This window comes from Aliiruegeria lutimaris (assembly GCF_900099935.1).
GTDB lineage: Bacteria > Pseudomonadota > Alphaproteobacteria > Rhodobacterales > Rhodobacteraceae > Tropicimonas > Tropicimonas lutimaris.
On sequence record NZ_FNEK01000069.1, the window covers coordinates 20,753 to 27,800 of the forward strand.

General features: G+C 60.4%; 6 protein-coding genes and 1 pseudogene. 5 read left to right on the top strand and 2 right to left on the bottom strand.

The window, feature by feature from the left end:
- Window position 1: 1 nt before the first annotated feature.
- Together BLR85_RS22420 and BLR85_RS22425 are read right to left on the bottom strand one after the other, a co-directional pair.
- Window positions 2-1,009 (bottom strand): carbohydrate ABC transporter permease, encoded by a 1,008-nt coding sequence (locus BLR85_RS22420; RefSeq protein WP_244520832.1) that lies wholly within the window; start codon window positions 1,007-1,009, stop codon window positions 2-4.
- A 174-nt stretch (window positions 1,010-1,183) separates the two neighbouring features.
- Entirely contained in the window at window positions 1,184-2,833 is a 1,650-nt protein-coding gene (locus BLR85_RS22425) for a substrate-binding domain-containing protein (RefSeq protein WP_093162704.1), read from the bottom strand.
- A 242-nt stretch (window positions 2,834-3,075) separates the two neighbouring features.
- Between BLR85_RS22425 and BLR85_RS22430 the strand changes: the two genes are divergently transcribed.
- The 5 genes and pseudogenes from BLR85_RS22430 to BLR85_RS22455 all read left to right on the top strand — a co-directional run.
- Window positions 3,076-4,140, top strand: a complete 1,065-nt coding sequence (locus BLR85_RS22430) for an ABC transporter ATP-binding protein (protein WP_093162687.1) — start codon at window positions 3,076-3,078, stop codon at window positions 4,138-4,140.
- Window positions 4,137-4,820 (top strand): SGNH/GDSL hydrolase family protein, encoded by a 684-nt coding sequence (locus BLR85_RS22435; protein WP_093162689.1) that lies wholly within the window; start codon window positions 4,137-4,139, stop codon window positions 4,818-4,820. The genes BLR85_RS22430 and BLR85_RS22435 overlap by 4 nt, the downstream gene beginning before the upstream one ends.
- Window positions 4,814-5,266, top strand: coding sequence for an RbsD/FucU family protein (locus BLR85_RS22440; RefSeq protein ID WP_093162692.1), 453 nt, complete (start codon window positions 4,814-4,816; stop codon window positions 5,264-5,266). The genes BLR85_RS22435 and BLR85_RS22440 overlap by 7 nt, the downstream gene beginning before the upstream one ends.
- A gap of 10 nt (window positions 5,267-5,276) precedes the next feature.
- Entirely contained in the window at window positions 5,277-6,197 is a 921-nt protein-coding gene (locus BLR85_RS22445; protein ID WP_093162695.1) for a ribokinase, read from the top strand.
- Between the two features lie 593 nt (window positions 6,198-6,790).
- Window positions 6,791-7,048: pseudogene (locus BLR85_RS22455) on the top strand (transposase); the annotation flags it as partial.

Consider the following 7,048-nt stretch of genomic DNA (forward strand, 5'->3'; position numbering starts at 1 on the left):
CTCAGTACCTCGGTTTCATCCAGCGGTCCGCGAGTTTCATCAGGATCGTCATCGCAATCACGATCAGCACGAGGTAGACGATGGCCAAAAGCGTGCCGTAGCCGACATTGGAGCGGTCGCGGTACTCTCGGAAGATAAAGCTCGTCACCGAATCCGTCGCGCCGCCCGGCCCTCCGGACGTGACATTGATGATGATATCCGCCAGCTTCAGCTTGAAGATGATCCGTATCAGGATCGCGGTGACCGACACCGGGAGCATCAGCGGAAAGGTAATCTCCCAGAATCGACGCCAGGCCGAGGCGCCGTCGACTTCCGCCGCTTCTCGTAGTTCGCGGGGGATCGCCTGGAGACCGGCGAGAATCATGATCATCATGAAGGGGATGAAGGTCCAGGCATCCATGATCATGATCATCGCCCGTGCCATCTCAGGCGACCCGAAGAAGGACGGGCTGTCCCAGCCGAGTTCCCGCGCGAGCCGCGCGATCGGGCCGAAGCGGATTTCCAACATCGACTTGCCGATCATCCAGCTCACCGCAACAGGGCTCAGCATCAGCGGCAGAAGGAACGCTACGCGGAAGAACTTCCGCGCCCGGATCTGCGCGTTCAGCAACAGCGCCAGCCCGAAGGCAATCGCGTATTCGACAACAATTGCCAGAACATACCAGACCATATTGCGCAGCGCGTTCCAGTAGAACGGATCCCCCCACATCTGGCGAACGTTGTCGAGCCCGTTGAATTGCCGACCGTCAGGCGACGAAAGGTTCCAGTTGGAAAAAGCAATGCCGAGGGCGAAGATCAGCGGAAACACCACCATCGATATGACGAAAAGCGCCGCAGGCAGGATGAACAGCGACCGCTTGCCGTGTTCGCCATAGAGGATCACCTGACCCCAGCATAGGCAGCTGGCCCAAAGCAGGTAGGCATAGAGCGTCGGCCGCCAGGTCTCGAACCCCAGCGCCGCCCCGCCGCGCTGGTCGAGGAGCTGGAGCACGATGACCAGGCCGAGCAAAGCCGCTGATCCCCAGATAAGCGACCTGCCGAACAAGCGCCGACTGTCCGAAATGTTGTCGGCCGTCACAACGTGCAGCTGGTTACCTTCTGTACTGCTCACTCTGGCCCAAACCCTCTAAATTTCTTGGATCACCGGGCCAGCAGCAATGCTGCTGGCCCGACGCATTCTGAATCACATTCCCAGCGACGCCTTGTAGAGCGTGATCTGGCTCTCGCGGCCGATCTGGTCGGTGATCTTCTCCCATGCTGCGGCGATGGCGTCAGCGGTTTCCTGAGCCGAGCCGTACTGTCCGGCAAAGCCCTTGGCGAGTTCGTCCTCGGCCACTGAATAGTACTGGAAGATCCCGGGAATCCGGGGTTCGATCGCTGCGTTGGGGTGGTTGTAGCTGTCGAGATTGGAGCCGAGATAGTCCTCGACATAGGCCCGATCGTAGCCCGCGGCCTCCCATTCCTCGTACTGGAAGTGGGAATTGCGGTAAGGCTGGAAACCAGACGGATAGGCGGACATCCAGAGAGAAATGTCCTTGCCACCCAAATGCGCGGCGGCAGACCAGGCGGCCTTGCGCTTCTTCTCGTCTCCCGAGACGCGGTTTGTGACATAGACGCCCCAGCCGATATAGGCCATCTGTGGCGCCTCGTTGCGCTCCTCCTCCCATTCGCCGGTCGCCGGGTTGTAACGGCGCTCCGAGGCTGGGTTGATGGCGAAGCCTGCGACGTCGCCCACCACCGAGGTATCCGAGGTGCGCGCCATGGAACCCACGTCTCCCCACCACATCAACATCGAACCGGTTCCGGCGAGGAACTGCTGGAACGCGGTCGTACCCGGGTCGGCGTTGATCTGATCGGCGGGATAGGCGCCTTCGGTCGCGATCAGGTCCATCACGTCCTGGATCGCCTGGACGAAGCCCGGGTTGTTCACGCGGGGCTTCATGGTGTCGGGATCAAACAGCCATGCCGGATCGTCGGGATGCTTGGCATAGGCGGTAGCGCGGTTGAGGATGAAGTACATGCCGAAGCCGCCCCATCCCTTCAAGGGGTCGAGATAGCCGTGTGCCGAGAGGCCCGTCAACGGATCCTCCTTGCCGACAAGATCCTTGGTGACCTGATCCACCTTCTGCCAGGTGTCGGGCACGTCGGGTCCACCGATAGCGCCCTCGCCGAAATAGTCCTTGCGGTAGGCAAATGTGTGGCAGTCGCCGTCAATCGTCACTCGGTAGGTCTTGCCGTCCCAGGTGCCTACGGGCGGCTGAAGATAACCCACAAGATCCTCGGCCTCGATCTGCTCCTTGACCCAGTCGGGCATCTCGTCGAGCAGACCGCGGCCCGCGGTGTCGCCCTCGAAGGGCGCGCCCATCTCGATGATGTCGAAGTCTACGGTCTCGGTCGCGATCGATTGCTGAAGCCGGGCATTGTAGTCGGCCTGCGCGAGATCGATCCAGTTGATCTTGGCGCCGGTATACGCTTCCCACGGCTTTAGGAAACCACGGAACAGGAAGTTGTGCAGGTTCTGGTTGTTGAGCCCCATGAAAGTGAGTTCGACCCCCGCAAACTCGCCTTCGGCGACTCGTTCCTTGGTCGGGCCGAGGCACAATTCGCCCACCTTTTGCCAATCGGCATCGGTCGGCGAGCCCATGCCCACACCGGGGATCTTCAGGATCTCGGCACGTAGGTTACCGTCGGCCGCCAGAGCCGGACGCATAGAGACGCCGGTTGACAAACCTCCCAATGTCGCCATCGCGCCGACGCTGGCCGCGCCCTTAAGCATCCGGCGACGGCTCATCTTCTGGCGTTGCATAATCGCGTTATAGATTTCAACTTTCACGAATGTATCCTCCCTTGTGCCGTGCCCGACGTGAAGCAAGCAGCGGCGCATGAATGTCATGCTCGGTAACTGCACACCCCACGGGCTTTGCCTCTTCTGAATAAAAAGAGCGTGCAGTTAGACGACTGTCTCAACGAACCCGTGACCTGTCAATAATCTAGCATGGTAGTATGACAGGCCCGTGGACAGACGCACCCCGCTCGGCTACTCGTTTGGAAAGGGAAAATTCGGAACGGGACGGGATGGCGGAAGTCAAGGTCAGGAAACTCAGGAAATCCTATGGCGCCCTCGAAGTCATCCACGGCCTCGACGTGGACATCGCCGACGGCGAATTTGTCGTTTTGGTGGGGCCTTCCGGCTGCGGCAAGTCTACTCTTTTGCGAATGATTGCCGGCCTCGAAGGCATTACTTCGGGCACCATCCACATAGGCGACCGTCTTGTAAACAACCTGCCCCCGGCAGAGCGTGATATCGCCATGGTGTTCCAGAACTACGCGCTTTACCCGCACAAGACAGTGGCCGCCAACATAGCTTTTTCTTTGCGCATGCGGAAGATGGACAAGGCCGAAATCGCAGCGCGCGTCGAGCGGGCGGCCGAGGTGCTGGGCCTGACCGATTACCTCAACCGTTACCCGCGCGCACTTTCTGGCGGCCAGCGGCAGCGCGTGGCCATGGGCCGAGCAATCGTGCGCGATCCGCAGGTCTTTCTGTTCGATGAACCGCTTTCCAACCTCGACGCAAAGCTGCGTGTAGCGATGCGGGTAGAAATCAAGGAACTCCACAACCGGCTTGCAACCACGATCGTTTACGTTACCCACGACCAGATCGAGGCAATGACAATGGCGGACAAGATCGTTGTCATGCAGGGTGGCAATATCGAGCAAGTGGGCTCGCCGCTCGAAATCTACGACCGGCCGGCAAATACTTTTGTTGCAAGCTTCATCGGGTCCCCCTCGATGAACATCCTCGACGCTATACTGCGCAATTTCGACGGCTCCGTCTATGCCGAGACCGGTGACGCGAAGTTCGCCGTTGACGGCGCCGACGGACTCGACGACGGACGCGAAGTACTGGTCGGCATACGCCCCGAACACCTAATGGTTGGCGAGGAGGGTTTGCAGGGTGAGGTAGCAGTGGTCGAACCCACGGGTGCCGAGACCCATGTCATCATACGCGCGAACGGTCGCGAATTGACTACGATCGTGCGGGAACGCCGCGAATTCCGCCCGGGACAATCCGTCCGGCTATCACCGCAACCGGGCATGGTGCATCTTTTCGACAGCACCACTGGCGCCCGCATCGCATGAGACCGTCTCTCGACCGCACTGTCCTTTGTTTCGGCGATTCTAACACGCACGGCACTGTACCGATGTCCGGACCGGACGACCTCGCACGGTACGCCCGCGACATACGCTGGCCTGGCGTGATGGCCGGGGTGCTTGGCCACGAATGGCACGTAATCGAGGAGGGGCACCCTGGGCGCACAACCGTCCATGACGATCCGGTAGACGGGGCGCATAAGAACGGTATCGCGATGCTCCCCGCGCTACTCGAAAGCCACCGACCGATCGATCTGGTGCTGATCATGCTGGGGACAAACGACCTCAAAGCGCGCTTTTCGGTTCCGCCAAGTGACATCGGGATATCTTTAGAACGGCTCGCAAGGGTGGTGCAGGCATCGAACGCCGGCCCCTCCGGGGCACCACCAGACCTGATACTCGTCGCGCCGACACCGATCGAGGAAACGGGGTGGCTTGCCGGAATGTTCGCCGGTGGAGCAGCCAAGTCGCGCTCGTTAGACACTGCCATAGCGAATAGCGCAGCCCGGGTCGGAGCCAAGTATGTCAATGCGGGCGCATATGCTAGCGTCGACCCGCTTGACGGAATTCACCTGACGTCCGACGGTCACCGGGCACTGGGAATTGCGCTCGCCGCCACTGTAACAGAATGGTCCGCGGCGCAGGAAAATGGGAGGGAAACATGCTGAAAGGGATCGACAACCGGCTGAACGCGGACGTTCTCTACGTTTTGCGATCGATGGGCCACGGCGATGCTCTGGTGATCGCGGACACCAACTTCCCGTCAGACTCGGTCGCCCGCCATACGGTCTACGGCGAGTTGCTGCGGATGGAAAACCTCAGCGCCGCCGATGCGGTCAATGCCATCCTTTCGGTGATGGCTCTCGACACCTTCGTCGATGACTTCGCCGGCCGAATGGAGGTCGTCGGAGAACCCGAGAATGTCCCGACGGTGCAGGCCGAGGTCCAGGCAGAGATCGACCGCGCCGAAGGGACCCCTCGCCCGATGATCGGCATCGAGCGTTTCGATTTCTACGACCGGGCGCGCGAAAGCTATGCCGTGATCCAAACCGGCGAGCGCCGGTTCTACGGTTGTTTCCTGTTCCGCAAGGGCGTGATCCCGCCGGAAGCGTGAGGTCAGCGTCATGAGCGGAAAAATCGTCATCCTCGGGGTTTTTGTCGCCGACACCGCCTATCGCGCCGAGCGCCAGCCCCGCATGGGAGAGACCATCCTCGGCCATTCCTTCGCACTAGGCCCCGGTGGCAAGGGCTCGAATCAGGCCGTCGCGGCAGCGATGGCCGGCGGCGAAGTCCATTTCGTAAGCCGTCTCGGCATAGATCCTTTCGCCGATATGGCGCGTGCAACCTGGGCGAAGGCCGGCGTGATCCCTGAAATCACGGAGGATGCCGAAAGCTATACCGGAGCGGCCTACATCTTCGTCGAGCAGGGTTCGGGCAACAACGCCATCATCGTTGCTCCCGGTGCCGCTGGGCGCATCGCGGTGAGCGATATAGAGGCGCGCGCCGACCTGATCCGAAGTGCCGATGTCTTCGTCACGCAGCTAGAACAACCGATGGCGGCCGCGTATCGGGCGCTGGAGGTCGCGCGGTCGGGCGGAGTGAGGACGATTCTCAATCCCGCGCCGGCAGCCGAGATACCAGCGGAGATGCTCGCGCTGTGCGACTACGTCACGCCAAACGAGTCCGAGGCGGAAGGTATCACCGGGATCGCAGTAACATCTGTATCGGACGCAGAGCGGGCTGCGGACGCACTCCTAGAAAAAGGTGTCGGCGCCGCCATCATTACCCTCGGAGAGAACGGCGCGCTCTACCGTGACCCACGACAGACTGTTCATGTTCCAGCATTCCGCGTCGGTGACGTGGTCGAGACCACTGGTGCCGGTGACGCCTTCAACGGTGCCCTCGCGGCCGCTCTCGCTCGTGGAGTCGACGCGATCGTTGCCGTTCGTTTTGGCTGCGCGGCAGCGGGCATCTCGGTTACGCGCCCCGGTACCGCGCCGGCAATGCCGTCACTTCCGGAGATAGAAAATCTCGTTTCGCGATAGGATTGCTAAAGGTCTGTGCTAGCGGCGCGATTCGAAACCGTCCAGATCGTCATTTCAATGGGAAACCTATTTGGTGGACCGGCAGCAGCGCTGGCTCGGCTTCCTGCGCTGTACGGTCAATTGAATAATTTCGGTCATGGTCTGCAAAACAGTCGATCCTGTCATTTTCCCAATTCGGGGCCGATGGGCAACTCAACTCGTGGCAATGGCTGTTTTTCTAAGTCTGTATAAGCTTCCAATGCGCAGATCAGCCTTTTCGGTGATGGGGTATCAGCACGCCCTATTCTGCCTGAAGCGGTTCAGTTTGAGGGTTTTGAAATGGTGATTGAAAGATCGCTTGTTACCCAAATGGACGCAAGCGTTATGGACTATTGGGGTACCTATGCGTTGTCCGATGGAGGGCGGCACGAGAGGTCGGGCGATGCATTGTTTATGCAGACAACAATACCTCATTGCCTGTTCAACAGCGTAATCCTGTCGAGGCACGACCCCGCGACGGTCGAGGCGGCTCTAAAGCGTACCGCCAAAAACCTGAATCGTTGGGATTCCGTTGAAGCCTGATCTGTGATTCATCCTGTTTGGGAGGATGGATCATGTCAGCACCTTTGCCGGACGTGCTGCGGCTGCGGTTTCAGAAGTTGGTTGAAGTAGGGTTAAGCGGGCGCGCGGCAGCGTTGCGGTTAAAGCTGTCGCCAGCAACAGGGGCCAGATGGGCGCTCTCGATCCGGCGCACGGGCCGTGCCTGTGCCGCTCCCCAAGGTCGTCCCAAAGGCAAGGGAAAGCTCGATCCGCATCGCGCCTTCTTCGCCGAGATCATCGGGCAGGACGGGGACATCACGATGCCGGAACTG

Coding starts and splice junctions, on each gene's coding strand:
- BLR85_RS22430 (WP_093162687.1), top strand. CDS start 3,076: ATGGCGGAAGTCAAGGTCAGGAAACTCAGGAAATCCTATGGCGCCCTC.
- BLR85_RS22445 (WP_093162695.1), top strand. CDS start 5,277: ATGAGCGGAAAAATCGTCATCCTCGGGGTTTTTGTCGCCGACACCGCC.
- BLR85_RS22440 (WP_093162692.1), top strand. CDS start 4,814: ATGCTGAAAGGGATCGACAACCGGCTGAACGCGGACGTTCTCTACGTT.
- BLR85_RS22435 (WP_093162689.1), top strand. CDS start 4,137: ATGAGACCGTCTCTCGACCGCACTGTCCTTTGTTTCGGCGATTCTAAC.